Here is a 15,533-nt window from a genome sequence, read left to right as displayed (position 1 = left end):
CCCATACAGCACTCCAATGACAGACGTTACTTATTTAAATAACCAGTTTTTGATTGCGATGCCCGGCTTGGCCGACCCGCATTTTTTCCACACGGTGACTTATCTGTGCCAGCACAACGAAGAAGGTGCGCTCGGCATCGTCATCAATCGACCGACCGGTATGAAGTTACGCGATATTTTCGAGCAAATGGGGATTAAAACTGAGCTGGAAAATGTATTGGAAACCCCGGTGTTCGCTGGCGGCCCGGTACAGCAGGAACGCGGCTTCGTGATTCACGATGCCTGTGAACAGCGCTGGGATTCCAGCATCAGCACGGCCGAGAATATCACCCTCACCAGTTCCCGCGACATTCTGGAGGCTATCGCCGAAGGCAAAGGTCCCAACCATTATTTGATCGCCTTAGGTTACGCCGGCTGGGGTAGCGGGCAACTAGAGAAAGAAATGGTCGAAAACGCCTGGCTGAACACGCCGTGCGGTGAAGAGATACTCTACGAAACGCCGATCAGCCAGCGCTGGAATGCGGCGGCGGGACAATTGGGTATCGATATTAACCGTCTGACCACGCCGGCAGGTCATGGTTAAGGTCGATCCGCTAGCGGCAAAATTCAGCAGTGACGCGTATTTAGGGTTTGATTTCGGCAACAAAAAAATTGGGATCGCAGTGGGGCATGCCGATACCGGCATTGCCAGTCCGCTGCAAACCATCCAGTCGCTTAATCAGGTTCCGGACTGGCATAAAATCGGTCTGTTGATCGCCGAATGGCGGCCCATAGGCCTGGTGGTCGGCATTTCCCGGCAACAAGACGGCTCGGATAATATTATTACTCCGCGCATGCAAAAGTTCTGCCGCCAGCTGAATGGTCGTTACAATCTGCCGGTGCATCAAATCGATGAAACGCTAACCACGTTCGCAGCCAAACAAATGCTGTTCGACGACCTAAAGGTTAGCGCTGCTAAACTGTGGTCCGTGCAAGATCAACTGGCCGCTCAGATAATTCTGCAAAGCTGGTTTGATCAGTAAAAAGACGAAAACGGTTTTACGGCCAAACAGCCTTTTATCCTGTCGCTTTTGGCTTTTTCCCGAATTTTATAACAATAACAAGATTCCCCCTGTAACCGCCATGCCCATCACCACTCTGAATATCGATATCCTGCTCGACACTCTGGAAGCCGCGATTCGCCGGCAAATTAGCGAGCGTAAGCTAAATAACCCTTTGCTGATCGGCATCCATAGCGGTGGAGCCTGGATTGCACGCCATATGCATCAACGCTTGGGTATGAGCGAACCCTTGGGCATGCTGGACATCACGTTTTATCGCGACGATTTCTCGCAAATCGGCATGCATCCCAAGGTCAAGACCAGCCAATTGCCGCCGCATCTGGAAGGCCGCGACATCATTCTGATCGACGATGTGTTTTACACCGGCCGCACTATCCGTGCCGCGTTGAACGAGATTTTCGATTACGGCCGCCCCAATCAAGTAGTACTGGCGGTATTGATAGAGCGCAACGGTCGGCAGATTCCCTTGCAACCGGACTGTTACGGTATCCGCATCGATCTGGCCGGCGATCAACGTATCAAACTGACCGGTCCTGATCCACTGGGCATCGAGATTCAATCCCCACAAGTGGTGGCGGCATGACCCGACACATCCAGCTTACCGAACAAGGCAAGCTCAAGCATTTTCTGACGATCGAAGGCCTGGATAAGGAGCTGCTGACCGAAATTCTGGATACCGCCGAATCATTTGCCGGCATGTCCGAACATCAAGTCAAAAAAGTGCCATTGCTGCGCGGCAAAACCATCGTTAACCTGTTTTTCGAAAACAGCACCCGCACCCGTACCACCTTCGAGCTGGCGGCCACCCGGCTGTCGGCGGACGTGCTGAGCATGAACATCGCCACGTCCGCCACTTCCAAGGGGGAGAGTCTGCTGGACACCATTCACAACCTGGAAGCGATGCACGTGGACATGTTCGTGGTTCGCCATGCCCTGAGCGGGGCGGCGCATTTTATCGCTCAACACACCGCCCCGCATATCAGCGTGATCAACGCCGGCGACGGCCAGCACGCCCATCCCACCCAGGCGATGCTGGATATGTTTACGATTCGGCAACACAAGAAACAATTCGCCGGCCTGAAGATCGCCATTGTTGGCGATATTTTGCATTCGCGAGTGGCGCGTTCGCAAATCTTGGCTTTGAACACATTGGGCGTTGCCGAAGTGCGGGTAATAGCCCCCAAAACGCTATTACCGGCGCAAGTCAAAACCATGGGCGTGATACCGATTCACGACATGGACGAGGGCTTGGCCGATGTGGATGTGGTCATCATGCTGCGTTTGCAAAAAGAACGCATGAATTCGGCGTTTTTGCCCAGCGAAAGCGAGTTTTTCCGCTGTTTTGGTTTGACCGAATCCAAGCTTAAACGCGCCAAAGCCGATGCCATTGTGATGCATCCCGGACCGATCAATCGGGGTGTGGAAATTGCCTCCAGCGTCGCCGACGGCCCACAATCGGTGATCTTGCAGCAAGTCAGTAATGGCGTGGCTGTGCGGATGGCGATTATGTCGATGGCGATGCACAGTCAGGGAGGTGCGGCATGACAAAAATACAGGACAGGATTTTTGCACCGCCTACGGCGGCCCGTAAGGGTGACGCACAGGGAGGTGCGTCATGACCAAGATTTTGATTCAAAACGGCCGCATCATCGATCCGGCCAACAACATCGACGCCATCGGTCCAGTTTGTATTGCTGATGGCAAGATTGTCTCCGTGCTGGAGCAAGCCGCCGATTTCACGGCCGAGCAGACAATCGACGCCAACGGTCAGATCGTCTGCCCCGGCTTCATCGATCTCAGCGTGCGTTTGCGCGAACCCGGTCATACCCAAAAAGGTAATATCCTCAGCGAAACTCGCGCCGCGCTTAGCGCAGGCGTCACCTCATTGTGCTTGCCGCCGGATACCAAACCCTGCATCGATAGCCCGGCGGTAGTCGAGTTCATCAAGGACAAGGCCGAAAAAGCCGACTACCCGCAAATCTATAGCATCGGCGCATTGACGCAGCGCTTGGCCGGGTGCGAACTCAGTGCGATGTTCGCGTTGAAACAGGCCGGCTGCATTGCCGTCAGCAACGCCAGCGAGCCGCTCGGCAATTTGTTGATATTACGGCGGGCGATGGAATATGCCGCCACTCATGACTTGCTATTAATGTATCGCGCCAATGAACCCGCCCTGTCCGGCAAGGGTTGTGCGCATGAAGGCGCGGTAGCCAGCCGCTACGGTTTGCCGGGTATTCCGGAGGCCGCCGAATCGATTGCGTTGGCCCAGTGCCTGGAGTTAGCGGAGTTGACCGGTTGTCGGGTGCATATTAGTCAAATCAGTTGCAAACAATCGGTGATCAAATTGCAACAGGCCAAGAAATACGGCCTGAACGTCACGGCCGACGTGGCGATTCATCAGTTGCATCTGACCGAAGACAACATTACCCCGTTCGACAGCAACTATCATGTGTTGCCGCCGCTACGTAGCGCCATCGACCGCCAATATCTGCGCGAGGGCCTGGTTAACGGCACCATAGACGCGATCTGCTCGGATCACCAACCCCACGACCTGGATGCCAAACTCGGCGCATTTCCGGAAACCGAAGCGGGCGTGGCTGCACTGGAAACCCTGTTGCCATTGACGCTGGCACTGACCCAACAACATCGCATCGGTTTGTCGCAAGCCATCGCCAATCTAACCTGCAAACCTGCACACATTTTAGGCCTGGCTAGCGGCGCATTAACGCCGGGTTCTGCGGCTGATGTGTGTATTTTCGATCCACAAGCCAATTGGCAGGTTAATCGCGACAACTGGCTTAGCGCCGGTTGCAATACGCCGTATTGGCAGCAGACCTTGACCGGGCGCGTGACCCATACCTTGCTGGCCGGTAAGCTGGCGTATCGCTTGGTTGAGCCGTCGTGAGCAGGTTATTTCGTCCCATTGCCATTAGCACAGCGTGCTCATTTAAGGAATAAATCATGAGTTGCATCAAAAATCGCCGCACTGACGGCTCGACGTCCTCCAGTATCATCGACGACCTGAAAGGCGATCAATCCTGGCGGATTTTTCGCATCATCAGCGAGTTTACCGAAGGCTTCGACGAACTCTCCGGATTGTGCGACGCGATTTCGATTTTCGGTTCCGCCCGCTTGCCGCCCGAGCATTTTTATTATCAAAAAACTGTGGAACTGGCGGAAATGCTCAGCAAGGAAGGCTTTGCCGTGATCAGCGGCGGCGGGCCCGGCGTGATGGAAGCCGCCAACAAAGGCGCGATTTTGCATGATCAACCGTCTATCGGCTTGAACATCGAATTGCCGATGGAACAAACCCCCAATCCTTACCAAAACATTTCGCTGAATTTCCGTTATTTTTTCGTGCGCAAAGTGATGTTCGTGCGCTACTCGATCGGTTACGTATGTATGCCGGGCGGTTTCGGCACGCTGGATGAGTTTTTCGAAGCCTTGACCTTGATGCAAACCCACAAAATCTATCCGATTCCGTTGGTATTGTTCGGCACTGATTTCTGGAGCGGACTGATGGATTGGATGAAAGCCAAGATGATGGAATACGGCACCATTTCCGCGGAAGATTTAAAGCTGATTACCGTCACCGACGATCCGCAAGAAGTGGTCGACATCATGGTTGCGCATCGCGAGTGGAAAGATCTGCAGCGTAAAAATTAGACATAGCGCAACTTTCAGGACTCAACTCGGTCACAACCTCGTTAAACATAAGGATTTTTTATACACATGACTGCGACAAGTCTTAGCCCCAGCCAAGCCGCCTTACAAAACCTCAAAACTCACATCAACACCCAGATCATCGGCCAGGAAGTGCTGGTTGAAAGGATGTTGATTGCCCTGCTGGCCGATGGTCATTTGTTGGTGGAAGGTGCGCCGGGCTTGGCGAAAACCCGCGCCATCAACGTGCTCAGCCAAGGCATAGAAGCCGACTTTCATCGCGTGCAATTTACCCCGGACTTATTACCGGCCGATTTGACCGGTACGGAAATTTACCGGCCGCAGCAAGGCAGTTTCGAGTTTCAGAAAGGTCCGTTGTTTCATAACTTAATCCTGGCCGACGAAATCAACCGCGCACCGGCTAAAGTCCAGGCCGCTTTGTTGGAAGCCATGGCTGAACGGCAGATCACGGTCGGTAAAGCCACGTATCCGCTACCACCCTTGTTTATGGTAATGGCGACGCAAAATCCTATTGAGCAGGAAGGCACTTACCCCTTACCGGAAGCGCAACTCGACCGGTTTCTGCTACATGTCAAAATCGATTATCCCAATGCCGAACACGAGCAAGCCATTCTGCATTTGGCCCGCGCCGAGGCCAAGGGCGCACTGCAAAACCAGGGCAGCGCACCGCCTAAAGTGAGCCAGCAAGCCTTATTCGCCGCGCGCGGTGAAGTGTTGGATTTATATCTCGCCGACAGCTTGGAGCAATATCTGCTGCAAATCGTGCTGGCAACCCGCAATCCCGGCGCTTATGGTCAGGATTTGGCCGGCTGGATTCAATACGGCGCCAGCCCGCGCGCCAGCATTGCTCTGGACCGCTGCGCGCGCTCCAAGGCCTGGCTGCAACAGCGCGATTTCGTCGATCCCGGCGACATTCAAGATATGGCTTATGACGTGTTGCGCCACCGCCTGATTTTGTCTTACGAGGCGGAAGCCGAGGGCATTAGCAGCGATTATGTGATCAAAGAATTGATAGCCAGAATTGCCGTACCCTAAATGAATAAATCGCCAGCGACCGACAACCCCCGGGTGACGGTCACTCTCAAAGCCCTAGTGGACCTAGCCAAGCCGGCCGGCATGCTCAGTCTGGGGCACGCCAATATCCGCGCCGCGCAAAGCGGTAATTATCTGTCGCATCTGAAGGGCCGCGGCATGGCCTTCGACGAAACCCGGCTCTACCAACCCGGCGATGATGTGCGGCGCATCGACTGGCGCGTCACGGCCCGCACCGATAAGCCCCACAGCAAGATTTTCAAGGAAGAACGGGAAAGGCCCATGTTCATTGCCGTGGATTACCGCGCCACCATGGCTTTTGCCACGCGCGGCGTGTTCAAATCCGTGCAGGCTGCCCGCTTGGCCGGTTTACTGGCTTGGGCGGCACTGAAGCAAGGCGACCGCATCGGCGGGCAGATTTTCAGCGATGACGGTTGCCAGGAAGTAAAACCGCAAACCGGCAAACCGGCGCTGTTACGGTTTTTAAATGCCCTGGTCAATCCGGATTACAACGGTGCTGCTGTCGTCAACCTGGCGCAGCCTCTGGCCAGATTGCTGCATCATGCCCGGCCCGGCAGCCGGGTGTATATTCTCAGCGATTTTCGCGGGATGAATAGCGCGGCCGAAAATCATCTGGCCAATCTGGCCCGGCATTGCGAGGTGGTGTTGGTACACATCGCCGATCCGCTGGAAAGCAGTTTACCGACCCAAGGCCGCTACCGCTTTACCGACGGCTGGCGCGAAGTGCTGTTCGATAGTGGTGACAAACAGCGCCTGCAAGCCTATCGGCAACGCTTCCAAGACCGGCAGGCGTATCTGCAAAAGCTGGCCAATAAACTGCGTCTGACCTTGATACCCTGCACGACCCAGCAAATGCCTTTGGACGCATTGAACGGCACCCGCGCGCGTCCGGCGGCCTAAGACCTTCTCAATCTGGCCATGCGCATCCCCAATTTGTCTCATTCAACAGATTTTCCGGTGCCGGATAACGAGACACGAAGTATCGCGCTCGTCAGCCCGTTGGTTTTACTGATACAAATCGGCGTACTGAGTTTGCTGATGTTTGCCGGCGGCTGGCTGGGCGGCAAAATGATCATTCCGCCCGGCTATGCCAGTCCGCTATGGCCGCCAGCCGGCATCGCACTGGCTGCGCTATTTATGGGTGGCCGCAGGCTTTGGCCCGGAATCTGGCTGGGTGCGGCGTTCAGCAATTTTCTGGTGACTATTGATTTTTCCGGTCAATTGACCGCGCAAACTGCGATGTCCTCCTTTGCCATTGGCGGCGGTAGCGCCTTGCAGGCGTTGGCGGCTCTGGCTTTATCCAAAGCCTACGTAGAGCCGGGTTTGCCCAAATTGGATAGTCCGGCCGCCATACTCAAGTTTTTTGTCCTGGCCGGGCCGGTAGCCTGTCTGATCGCGCCCAGCGTAGGCGCAGCCGTACTTTATTCATTGGACTTGATGAGCCAGGCGCAACTCTGGTCGTCCTGGCGAAACTGGTGGGTTGGCGACAGTTTGGGCGTGATGATAGTGACGCCGCTATTGTTTTGTTATTTCGGACGCCCCCGTGCGCTTTGGCAGGCGCGGCGCTTGAGTGTCGCGCTACCCTTACTGGGCACGCTGCTGGGTTTGGTGCTGGTATTTTTGCAAGCCTTTCAAGCGGAACGCGCACGCATTCAACAAGCTTTCGACAGTCGGGCCGCCGAGATAGACCGGCTGCTGGCGGAATATGCCATTGATGTAATCGATAGTACGCTGGCGCTAAGAGATGTATTTCTGGCATCCGGGCAGGTGAGCAGAGCCGAATTTAGCGTGTTTTCCCAGGGTATCCTGCAACGCCATCCGGAAATCCAAGCCCTGGAATGGCTACCTCTGATTACCCAAGCTGATTTACCGGCCTTCGAACAAGCGGTACGCGCCGAAGGATTTCCTGATTTTCGCGTCATCGAACGGGATAGTGCCGGTCAATTGGTGCATGCAAGTGCCCGGCAGGAGTATTTTCCGATCATGTTTGTGGAGCCGATGGCCGGCAACGAAAAAGCCTTTGGCTTCGATTCCATGACAAATCCTCTTAGCCGGCAAGCAAAAATCCTGGCCCGCGCCAGCGGTAAACCCACCGCCTCGCAAAAACTGACGCTAATGCAGCGTGACGATACCGATCCCGGTATTTTGGTGTCCATTCCGGTTCGCCGGCATAGCTCCGGCGGCGACGTCTTGGATATTACCGGTTATGTCTCGGCAATCTTACTGCCGGCCAAAATGGTGGAAACAGTCACCAGGGGGCTCAACACCGATACGCTGGGTATCAGCATTGATGACCTCAGCGCGCCCGCCGGACAAACGGCTTTGTATGTAAAACCGGTACGCAAACCGGTGTCGTTAAACTACGACTTAAAAAAATGGCAGCATAATTTTGCGTTTGTGGATCGTAATTGGCAAATTACCGTCACGCCGGATAGCGATTTCGTCAACGAACAAGGTTCATCGCTACCTTTGATTACTTTGATCGGCGGGCTCTGTTTTACCAGCTTGCTGAGTATTTTATTGTTGATCATCAGCGGCAGAACCGCCTCCGTGCAAGCTTTGGTGGAAGAACGCACCCAGGCATTGGCCGACGCGGTTGCGGAATTGGAAACCGCCGCCAATATCGCCAAGGAATCGGAGTTAAAGCTGCGCACTATCGTCGATTCCGAACCGGAGTGTGTGAAACTGCTGGCGCGGGACGGCAGTTTATTGCAAATGAACCGCGCCGGTCTGGACATGATAGAAGCCGAGACGCTGGAGCAAGCCCAACAAGGACGCATGGAGGATCTGGTATTGCCTAAGTACCGGGCAGCCTTTAAAAAATTGACTCGGCGGGTGTTTGCCGGCGCATCAGGCACACTGGAATTTGAAATCGTCGGCCTGAAAGGCCGGCAACGCTGGTTCGATACCCACGCTGTGCCGATGCGCGATGCGGAAGGCAATATCGTAGCCTTGCTGGGTTTGACCCGCGACATAACCGAACGCAAGCAGGCCGAGGAACATCTGAAACTGGCTGCGCGAGTATTCAGCGAGGCGCACGAAGGTATTTTAATTACCGATCCTGGCGGGATCATCGTCGATGTGAATCCGACTTTTTCCGAGATTACCGGCTATAGCCGCGCTGAAGTGATAGGCCGAAACCCGAGCCTCTTGCAATCCGGTAAATACGGTGCGGATTTTTACCGGGATATGTGGCAAGCCTTGCATGAAGCGCAGCATTGGCAAGGCGAATTGTGGAACCGTAAAAAAAACGGCGAGTTGTATGCTGAGTGGCTAACGGTTTCTGCTTTGTGTGATGCCGACGGCAAGGTCACTCACTATATCGGGCTATTTTCCGATGTCACCCAGGCCAAGCAGCAGCAACAGATGCTGGAATTGTTTGCCCATTACGATCCGCTCACCCGCCTGCCGAACCGGATTTTATTCGCTGATCGCTTGAATCAAGCCATCGCCCATAGCAAGCGGGAGAACACTTTGCTGGCGATTTGCTTCCTGGACCTGGACGGCTTCAAGCCGGTCAACGACCAGTTCGGCCACGACATCGGCGACCGGGTGTTGGTGGAAGTGGCGGAAAGAATCAAAAGCGCGATTCGCGAGGAAGACAGCGTGTCGCGGCATGGCGGCGACGAATTCGCGCTACTACTGGGCGATATAGACTCGATTGAACAATGCGAGCAAACCATCATGCGCATTCACCGGGCGATTGCCCAGCCGTATGTCATCGACGATCAGCCGATTTCGGTCGGCGCCAGCAGCGGTTTTACCGTATATCCGCTGGATGATGCCGACGCCGACGCCTTATTGCGGCATGCCGACTATGCCATGTACCAGGCTAAATTGGCCGGCAAAAACCGTTGCCAGTTGTTCGATGCCAGCCACGACCAACAAATCATGCATCGCCACCAACAACTGCGCGACATCGAAGCGGCGTTTTTAAACAACGAGTTGTGCATGTATTACCAGCCCAAGGTGGATATTAAATCCGGCCAGGTTAAAGGCGTGGAGGCCTTGATCCGCTGGCTGCATCCGCAGCGCGGCATGGTGCCGCCGTTGGAGTTTCTACCGGTGATTGCCTCCACCGATCTGGAAATCCGCATCGGCAATTGGGTCATCGCGCAAGCTTGCGAGCAGCTGGCGGGCTGGCATGCGCGCGGCTTGCCGTTGGAGGTCAGCGTCAACATCTCCTCCTATCATTTGTTGTGGTCCGGGATTGGTGCTTATATCGAAGACACTTTACGCCTTCATCCGGAACTGGACGCCCGCTACCTGCAATTGGAAATTCTGGAAAGTACCGCATTGGATGATTTGTCGGCAGTGAACCGGATTATCACCAGCTGCCGCGAGCAACTGGGCATCAGCGTGGCCCTGGACGACTTCGGCACCGGCTACTCCTCGTTGACGCATTTGCGGCATCTGTCGGTAGATACCGTAAAAATCGATCAGACCTTTGTCCGCGACATGCTCGACGATCCGGACGACTATGCCATCATCGACAGCGTGATCGATCTCAGTCAGGCTTTTAGCCGGGAAGTCGTGGCGGAAGGCGTGGAAAGTCAGGAACAAGGTATCGTGCTGTTGCTGCTGGGCTGCCATCTGCTGCAAGGTTATGCGATTGCCCGGCCGATGCCGGCAGCGGCGATTGCCGACTGGGTGATTGCTTACCGGCCTTTCGACGACTGGCAAATTTATGCGGATGCCGAGCTGTCGGCGGAACAGGTTGACATAGCGATTCGCCGCTTCGACACCCGGCAGTGGTTGCAGCGGGTCCAGGCCTGCCTGTTCGCAGAGCCGCAAGGTGCCGTAAAAAGCTGGCCCATCATGGACCAGCGTCGTACCCATCTGGGCCGCTGGCTGAAGCAAGTACAACACGACCGACAGTATGCCCAGGATTGGCTGGAACATATCGAACAATTACAGCGGCAATTGCATGTCCTGGCCGAAAGTTTGTTGAAACGCTGCGAGACCGGCCAGCGCGATGCCGCGCAGGCGGGTTTTAACGACCTGCGGGCTATTGCAGCAAATCGACGACATGTTGATTTTGTATACCCCACTCCCCAATTTGGACGCGATGTAGATATTCAATATGGAACCATTGCCTTTAAAAGATATTCATTTGCCCGATTCGGTGGCTTTTTGGCCGCCGGCGCCGGGCTGGTGGTTGTTAGCGGTATTGCTGCCGTTGTTGATTTTTTTGTGCCGGTATTTTTATAAACGCATCCGCCGGCAGACAGCGGTGAAAACCGCCGGCAAATTGTTATCAGCGCTTCGCCGGGACGGCAGCGCCGACGCCAGACAGACCTTGGTGGCTTTATCGGCTCTGTTGCGGCGCGTAGCCATCAGTACTGCGCCGCGCAGCGATGCCGCGAGCTTGCGCGGCGAAGCCTGGCTTAGCTATCTGGATCAATCACTGCCGGATGCGCCGTTTACCCTAGGCCCCGGCCGTTGTCTGGCCGACGGCCATTATCGGCAAACACCGCCCGCCGATACCGAACTGGAGGCCTTGTTTGAATTGTGCGAACGCTGGTTGAAACAACAGGCGAAAAAACGATGATCGAATTGTACTGGCCCTGGTTGTTATCTCTACTGCCGCTACCGCTGCTATTGCGTTGGCTGTTGCCGGCGCGTGCCATCGCCCAAACGGCAGCATTGAAAGTACCGTTTCTGGACGATCTTGGCCCCAGCGAAACGCGGGTGGTCAGCAGCGAACGGCGCTGGCCTTTATGGCTGGCAGCTTTTGCCTGGGCCTGTTTACTGTTGGCCGCCGCGCGTCCGCAATGGCTCGGCGAACCCATCGAGCAAGCGGTCAGCGGCCGCGACTTGATGCTGGCGGTGGACGTTTCCGGCAGTATGCAGGAGGAAGATTTCATCATCGGCAAGCAGCGCGTGGACCGCCTAACCGCCATCAAACATGTCGCCGGCGAGTTTATTCAGCGCCGGGTCGGCGACCGCCTGGGCTTAATCCTGTTCGGCACGCAAGCTTACTTGCACGTGCCGTTAACCTTTGATCGCAAGACCGTGCAAACCTTGTTGCACGAGGCGTTTATCGGCATCACCGAAGACGACCCGAAGACCTCAATCGGTGACGCCATCGGCTTGGCGATCAAGCGACTGCAACAACAGCAAGATGCCAGCCGCGTGTTGATTTTATTGACCGACGGCGCCAATACCGCCGGCGAATTAACGCCGATAAAAGCCGCTGAACTGGCCGCCGAACATAAGCTGAAAATCTACACGATAGGCATAGGTGCCGATGAAGTATTGGTGCGCAGCCTGTTCGGTACCCGCCGGGTCAATCCGTCCGCCGATCTGGACGAAAAAACCCTGACTGCGATTGCCGATACGACCGGCGGCCATTATTTCCGCGCCCGCAATACCGAAGAACTGGAAAAAATCTACCGGATGCTGGATCAGCTGGAGCCGGTTGAAAAAGACAAACAATATTTTCGGCCGCGCAGTGAGCTATTTTATTGGCCGCTGGGTCTGGCTTTGCTATTGACGGGATGCTTAACCTTGGCCCGCTTGAGGTGGTCATGAATTTTGCCGATTTTCATTTCCTGCGGCCCTGGTGGTTGCTGGCATTATTGCCGGCCGCGCTGTTTTTGATTTTGCTGGTGCGGCATCGACAAGGACGTGGCAACTGGAGCGAGGTGTGCGATGCCGAGTTGCTGCCCTTTATTTTGCAAGACAAACCGTTGCAAGCATCGCGTGGCCCTTTGTTCGGTGCCGGCTTTGCCGCGTTGCTAACCATAATCGCCCTGGCCGGCCCCACTTGGCAGCGCTTGCCCGGCCCGGCTTTTAGAAACGATGCCGCGCTGGTGATTGCGCTGGATTTGTCCAAGTCCATGGATGCCGCCGACATCAAACCCAGCCGTATCGCCAAGGCCCGTTACAAAATTGCCGATTTATTAAAACAGCGCAAAGACGGCCAAACTGCATTACTGGTCTACGGCGGCGATGCGTTTACCGTAACCCCGTTGACAAACGATACCGCGACCATTGATAGCCAGCTAAGCGCCCTGACCACCGACATCATGCCCAGTCCGGGCAGCAACACCAGTGCGGCATTGAATGCGGCGGTGGCATTGCTGCGCCAAGCCGGCTTGGTCAAGGGCCATATCCTGCTGGTCACCGACGGCGTTGATAGCGATGTCGCTGAGCAGGCCGAACACTGGCTGGGCGATTACCGGCTCTCGGTACTGGCGATGGGCACACCGGAAGGCGCGCCTATCCAGTTGCAAGGCGCAGGGTTTTTAAAAGATAGCAATGGCGCCATCGTGGTTGCCAAGTTGGACGAGGCCGCGCTGAGCACGCTGGCGCAACACGGTCGCGGCATTTACCAGCCGGTGACGGCAAACGATGCGGATGTCGAGAATTTGGGGCGTTTATTCAATAGCGCCGAAACCGGTAACGAAAATTTGGATAGCAATCTGTTGCTGCAACAATGGGATGAAAAGGGGCCCTGGCTGTTGTTGCTGGTATTGCCTTGGGCGGCTTTGCAATTTAGAAAAGGCTTGTTATTGGCATTGCTGTGTTTGTTGCCGTTGCCGAAAAATAGCTACGCGCTGGACTGGCAGAGCTTGTGGCAAACGCCGGATCAACGCGCCAAGCAGGCTTTCGAGCAACAGCAATATCAACAAGCCGCCGAGCAGTTCGACAATCCGGATTGGCGTGCCGCCGCCCAATACAAGGCCGGTAAATTCCAAGAAGCCGCCGAGACCTTGAAAAACACCCAAAGCGCGGAAGGCCATTACAACCGCGGCAATGCCTTGGCTCAGGCCGGCCAGTTGCAAGAAGCCGTGCAAGCCTATCAACAGGCGCTGCAACTTGATCCTAAGCATCAGGATGCGAAATACAATAAGGAGCTGGTCGAGAAGAAGCTGAAAGAACAGGAACAGCAGCAGGAGAATCAACAGCAAGACCAGCAAAAGCAGAACAAACAGGATTCGTCTGAGCAACAGCAAAAGCAGCAGCAACAGCAGGACGGCAAGTCTGATCAAGCCGACAAAGATTCGCGGCGGGAGCAAAAGCAGCAAGACCAGCAAAAGGAAGACGCCAAGCAGGACGCGGAACAAAATAAGGCGAAAGAAGACCAACAATCCGAAGCCGAGGCCAAACAGCAAGCTGAGCCGCAGCCGCCCAAGCAAGAGCCGACAGACCAGGAACAAGCCGCGCAAGCCACGGAAAAAAACGAAACCGAGCGCGCCAACAAGCAATTATTGAAGCGCATACCCGACGAGCCGACGGGCTTACTAAAGCGTAAATTCAAATATCAATACGGTCAGCGCAATCGAGCTAACCCGACCGGTCCGGCCTGGTAAATTGACGGATCGGGAATCCGGAACGAATTAGCCTAAGACCGACACATTTTAATTTTGGACGCGATGAAACGATGGATATTGGCCTGATACTGATTTTAATCCTGATCAACGGCGTGTTTGCGATGTCGGAAATGTCGCTGGTCTCTTCCGGACTGGCGCGCTTGCAGAAACTGGCCGGTGAAAAACGCGCGGGGGCGCGCACCGCGCTGAAATTGCACCAGGATCCGTCCCGATTTTTGTCTACCGTGCAGGTCGGCATTACCTCGGTCGGTATTCTCAGCGGCGCGCTGGGCGAGGATGCCTTGACCGAGCCCCTGTATCGGCAACTGCAGAACATCCCCGCGCTGGCACCCTATGCCCAGAGCATTGCATTAATCGCCACGGTATTTCTGATTACTTATTGTTCGGTAGTCATAGGTGAACTGGTGCCTAAGCGACTGGCCTTGCTACATCCGGAGCGGATTGCGGTGTTTATCGCCCGGCCCATGCACACCCTGTCACTGGTTGCCAGCCCTGTCGTCTGGCTGCTGTCTTCATCTAGTACGCTGATACTGCGGCTATTTGGCGCGCATCGGCCGCCGCAGACCAGTGTCACCAACGAAGAAATCAAACTGCTGATGGAAATCGGTGCGGAGTCCGGGGTATTTCATGCCAGCGAAAGCCATTTGGTTGGCAACGTCCTGCAACTGGATGAACAAATGCTGGGTGCGGCCATGACGCCCCGGCAGCAGATATACGCTATCGATTTAAGCGATCCGGAAGCGACAGTGCGCGCCGAAATCGCCGACTGTCCTTACGCCCGGGCAGTAATTTGCCGGGACGGTCTGGAAAATGTGGTCGGAATCTTGCAGAGAAGCGATCTGCTGAAACTGGCGATGGCCGGCGAGACCTTGGATATAGCGCCGATCCTGCATACGCCGCTATACGTGCCGGAAGCCATGACGCTAAGGCAATTACTGGAATTTTTCCAGGAAAAGCGAGCCGATCTGGCGCTGGTCGTCGACGAATATGGCGATATTGAAGGCTTGGTCACGCTGAGTGATGTCCTAAAAGCCATCGTCGGCCATCTGCCCAGCCGCACCAATCTGGACGTCGATGTGGTGCAACGTAGCGATGGTTCGTGGTTGGTGGATGGCGGCTTATCGATTCAGCGTTTGAAGACGGTGATCGGTATAGACGGCAATTTGCCCGGCGAAGCCGACAACGCCTATCACACCGTCGGCGGCTTTATTTTGTTTTACCTGGAAAAAATTCCCCAAGTAACGGACAACTTCGAATATCGGCAGTGGCGTTTCGAGATCGTCGACATCGACGGTACTCGTATTGACAAGGTGTTGGTCAGCGCCAAGCCGCCCGAGGCCGCAATTTAACGCTTTGCCAAATTGGGTTTGTCGGCCTAAAGCGCAATAGGCGACAC

General features: G+C 55.3%; 13 protein-coding genes. All 13 read left to right on the top strand.

From position 1 onward, the window contains the following. Positions 1–16: 16 nt before the first annotated feature. The 13 genes from JWZ98_RS22140 to JWZ98_RS22080 all read left to right on the top strand — a co-directional run bounded on the left by JWZ98_RS22140 (position 17) and on the right by JWZ98_RS22080 (position 15,486). Positions 17–583: a YqgE/AlgH family protein gene (locus tag JWZ98_RS22140; RefSeq protein ID WP_020483975.1), complete on the top strand. Its 567-nt coding sequence runs from the start codon at positions 17–19 to the stop codon at positions 581–583. After that, a complete protein-coding gene (gene ruvX / locus JWZ98_RS22135; protein WP_205452235.1) occupies positions 576–1,022 on the top strand; it encodes a Holliday junction resolvase RuvX in 447 nt (148 codons plus the stop codon). Before JWZ98_RS22140 ends, ruvX begins: the two co-directional genes overlap by 8 nt. Positions 1,023–1,122: 100 nt before the next feature. Next, a complete protein-coding gene (gene pyrR / locus JWZ98_RS22130) occupies positions 1,123–1,644 on the top strand; it encodes a bifunctional pyr operon transcriptional regulator/uracil phosphoribosyltransferase PyrR (RefSeq protein WP_036277634.1) in 522 nt (173 codons plus the stop codon). Then, on the top strand, positions 1,641–2,606 hold the full coding sequence (locus JWZ98_RS22125) for an aspartate carbamoyltransferase catalytic subunit (RefSeq protein ID WP_205452224.1): 966 nt from the start codon (positions 1,641–1,643) through the stop codon (positions 2,604–2,606). The genes pyrR and JWZ98_RS22125 overlap by 4 nt, the downstream gene beginning before the upstream one ends. 70 nt (positions 2,607–2,676) lie before the next feature. Next, positions 2,677–3,966 carry a dihydroorotase gene (locus JWZ98_RS22120; RefSeq protein WP_205452221.1) on the top strand — a complete coding sequence of 430 codons (1,290 nt, stop codon included), beginning with the start codon at positions 2,677–2,679 and terminating at the stop codon, positions 3,964–3,966. 56 nt (positions 3,967–4,022) lie between these two features. Then, complete coding sequence (locus tag JWZ98_RS22115; RefSeq protein ID WP_205452219.1) at positions 4,023–4,727, top strand: TIGR00730 family Rossman fold protein; 705 nt, start codon at positions 4,023–4,025, stop codon at positions 4,725–4,727. 66 nt (positions 4,728–4,793) lie between these two features. Beyond that, positions 4,794–5,780: a MoxR family ATPase gene (locus JWZ98_RS22110; protein WP_205452208.1), complete on the top strand. Its 987-nt coding sequence runs from the start codon at positions 4,794–4,796 to the stop codon at positions 5,778–5,780. Continuing rightward, the gene (locus JWZ98_RS22105) at positions 5,781–6,698 is read left to right on the top strand and encodes a DUF58 domain-containing protein (protein WP_033157596.1); all 918 of its coding nucleotides are present in this window, start codon (positions 5,781–5,783) and stop codon (positions 6,696–6,698) included. It begins immediately after the preceding gene. 33 nt (positions 6,699–6,731) lie between these two features. Continuing rightward, a complete protein-coding gene (locus JWZ98_RS22100) occupies positions 6,732–11,009 on the top strand; it encodes an EAL domain-containing protein (protein WP_240348141.1) in 4,278 nt (1,425 codons plus the stop codon). Beyond that, complete coding sequence (locus tag JWZ98_RS22095) at positions 10,891–11,349, top strand: DUF4381 domain-containing protein (protein WP_240348383.1); 459 nt, start codon at positions 10,891–10,893, stop codon at positions 11,347–11,349. Before JWZ98_RS22100 ends, JWZ98_RS22095 begins: the two co-directional genes overlap by 119 nt. Continuing rightward, a complete protein-coding gene (locus JWZ98_RS22090) occupies positions 11,346–12,332 on the top strand; it encodes a VWA domain-containing protein (protein ID WP_205452195.1) in 987 nt (328 codons plus the stop codon). The genes JWZ98_RS22095 and JWZ98_RS22090 overlap by 4 nt, the downstream gene beginning before the upstream one ends. Next, positions 12,329–14,116, top strand: coding sequence for a VWA domain-containing protein (locus JWZ98_RS22085; protein ID WP_205452192.1), 1,788 nt, complete (start codon positions 12,329–12,331; stop codon positions 14,114–14,116). Before JWZ98_RS22090 ends, JWZ98_RS22085 begins: the two co-directional genes overlap by 4 nt. A 71-nt stretch (positions 14,117–14,187) precedes the next feature. Next, the gene (locus JWZ98_RS22080) at positions 14,188–15,486 is read left to right on the top strand and encodes a hemolysin family protein (RefSeq protein ID WP_205452189.1); all 1,299 of its coding nucleotides are present in this window, start codon (positions 14,188–14,190) and stop codon (positions 15,484–15,486) included. The last annotated feature ends 47 nt before the right edge of the window (positions 15,487–15,533 follow it).

Origin of the sequence: Methylomonas sp. EFPC1, from assembly GCF_016925515.1 — a bacterium.
Lineage (GTDB): Bacteria > Pseudomonadota > Gammaproteobacteria > Methylococcales > Methylomonadaceae > Methylomonas > Methylomonas defluvii.
The sequence above is the reverse complement of the archived record's forward strand: the minus strand, read 5'-3'. Positions and strand labels throughout refer to the sequence as shown.